Genomic DNA, 290 nt, shown 5'->3' with positions numbered 1-290 from the left:
GCTACGTCCTCGCCGCCCCATACCGCGTCGTTGTATTTGATGGTATAGGAGCAGTGAGGAAACTCTATTACGTCGTTGTTTTGCGGCATAAAAGGCAAGGATTTAGCGGCTATCAAGATCACGTTATCGCCCTCGTTTAATAAGCTTTTTTCTATTAAATTTGAGTAGCTTTTCGCGCTATCGATATACGCCTTTACTTTGTATTCGCTTATTTGCTCGGTCATTCCGCCCGTTTCTGGGTCGTAAATTTGCCCGCTTTTGCGTTTATACGTGCCTACTTTGCCAAATTT

General features: G+C 44.1%; 1 protein-coding gene. It reads right to left on the bottom strand.

All coding sequences use genetic code 11. The features are described 5' to 3' along the window. The coding region (locus B9N62_RS10305; protein ID WP_087585405.1) for a hypothetical protein at positions 1–290 on the bottom strand (290 nt) is incomplete at both ends.

This window comes from Campylobacter concisus (assembly GCF_002165785.1).
Taxonomy (GTDB): Bacteria; Campylobacterota; Campylobacteria; order Campylobacterales; family Campylobacteraceae; genus Campylobacter_A; species Campylobacter_A concisus_W.
This window is presented reverse-complemented; position numbering and strand designations above follow the sequence as displayed.